The organism is Escherichia sp. E4930, from assembly GCF_005845405.1.
GTDB lineage: Bacteria > Pseudomonadota > Gammaproteobacteria > Enterobacterales > Enterobacteriaceae > Escherichia.
Map to the genome: position 1 here is coordinate 1 of NZ_VCDZ01000058.1, position 1617 is coordinate 1617.

General features: G+C 43.5%; 4 protein-coding genes. All 4 read left to right on the top strand.

What is annotated here, in order from left to right:
• On the top strand, positions 1 to 262 hold a 262-nt coding region (locus tag FFT88_RS25465), incomplete at its 5' end, for a hypothetical protein (RefSeq protein WP_205714168.1).
• A gap of 138 nt (positions 263 to 400) precedes the next feature.
• Complete coding sequence (locus FFT88_RS24790; protein ID WP_000855123.1) at positions 401 to 730, top strand: hypothetical protein; 330 nt, start codon at positions 401 to 403, stop codon at positions 728 to 730.
• Between the two features lie 57 nt (positions 731 to 787).
• The gene (locus FFT88_RS24795) at positions 788 to 1066 is read left to right on the top strand and encodes a cobalamin biosynthesis protein CbiX (RefSeq protein WP_080171973.1); all 279 of its coding nucleotides are present in this window, start codon (positions 788 to 790) and stop codon (positions 1064 to 1066) included.
• A gap of 434 nt (positions 1067 to 1500) precedes the next feature.
• A partial coding sequence (locus FFT88_RS24800) for a type II toxin-antitoxin system HicA family toxin (RefSeq protein WP_135406015.1) occupies positions 1501 to 1617 on the top strand: 117 nt, incomplete at its 3' end.

A 1617-nucleotide genomic window follows, 5' to 3' on the forward strand; every position in this document is an offset into this window, starting at 1 on the left:
TACAGCGCCCCGCCCTGCTGCGACGCACCAGGACGGCGTAAACTCGCTTACGCTCGCGCTAACTGCGGCATTCTGCGGCGCAAATCAGCATAATCATGGCCTGCTGGTCAGTTGGGCTTTGCAGGGCGAAGGGATGGCCTGTGCGCCCTGGTACGTTCGCCAGCGGCTGCGCCGCGCTTCGGGGCGATGTGGCTCTGCTGCTCCCTGGTATTTTCTTTCGCCCCTTCTATGCCCTGCCGGGCATCATGTAAACATAACTTAACTATATGTATTTAATCTATTTTTTGTTTTAAGTCAGGAGTAAAAATTACTTGCAAATAGGTCAGAACTGACCTATTATAAGCATATCGAGAGGGGATAGTCCCTGATCACCAAAGCCGCTCAGTGGCAGGAGATAAAAATGAAAACATTAACTTTTAATAACGGTACTGTTTCTGTTGGTGATGTGTTTGTATCTTCATGGGGATATGAGCAAACTAACGTTAATTTCTACCAGGTTATTTCTGTTCACGGTAAAAAAACCGTCACCGTCCAGGAGGTTCGCGCTTCTGTTCTTCTGACTCGTTCAATGAGTGGATATAAGACCCCATTGCTTAATGATTTCTGCGGGGAGCCATTAAAGCGTCGTGTGCGTGATTGTTACAGTGTACCAGCAATAGAGATTGAATCATTTGAGATGGCCTATAAAACTCAGCCAGAAGAGAAGCACGAATTTACATCATATTATTAATCACAGGGGCGTAATTGCCCCTAATTACCAAAGCCGCACAGCGGCAGGAGAATAAAAATGCATTTTACAACTTTTCTGAAAAAACATTTCGATATAGAAAAAATCGTTGGCACATCTGATTCTGGACATGATACCGAATCTATTTATGTTTATGAAAAAGGAAATGATTGCGAACCGTTGTTTATTCTGCATGAGTCATGGATAAATGCAGAAATTAAGAAGAGTGGTATATGGACTGTTGGTGACATATATTCCACGTTGGAACATGGAAAGGAATACACCGAATTTGAATTAAGAGAAATGATTAAGAAAGGAAAGGTTACTAGCAAATACTAACTTTTTTTTGGGAGGGGGTAACAGGCTGTGGGGCAGCCTGTTACCCAATGACAAATGTATCTTTGGAGATTTTCAAATGTCAGTGTGCGAAATGATAGAGCTTGCCAACCGGATTGTAAACGGGGAACAAGTCAAAACCCCAGCAATAGAAGCATGGGAGATTAGCGAACTCATTTGGTGGATACATAATCGGGGTAATGCTTTAGTTTGATGTGGAAGGGGGGAGATTATTCCTCCCCCCTTTTTTGTGTATTAATACACATCATTTATTTTTTTAACCGCTCGCCGCAGCCGAACGACCGAGCGTAGCGAGTTAGTGGCGAGGAAGCGGAATTTTTTCAATGTTGCATAGAGCAGTTACGCACGAAATTAATCTTCTTTTTTGCTTTTGTGTGTATATGTGTGTATAATTAGTGGCAGGTTAGGGAGGACATATGAAATCTGCTGACCTGTTGAAAGAACTGATAGCTGCTGGTTGTGAGTTGAAGCGGCATAAGGCGAGCAGCCACCAGATATGGTGGTCGCCCATAACAGGAAAAACTTTTCCTGTG

Coding starts and splice junctions, on each gene's coding strand:
- FFT88_RS24795 (WP_080171973.1), top strand. CDS start 788: ATGCATTTTACAACTTTTCTGAAAAAACATTTCGATATAGAAAAAATC.
- FFT88_RS24790 (WP_000855123.1), top strand. CDS start 401: ATGAAAACATTAACTTTTAATAACGGTACTGTTTCTGTTGGTGATGTG.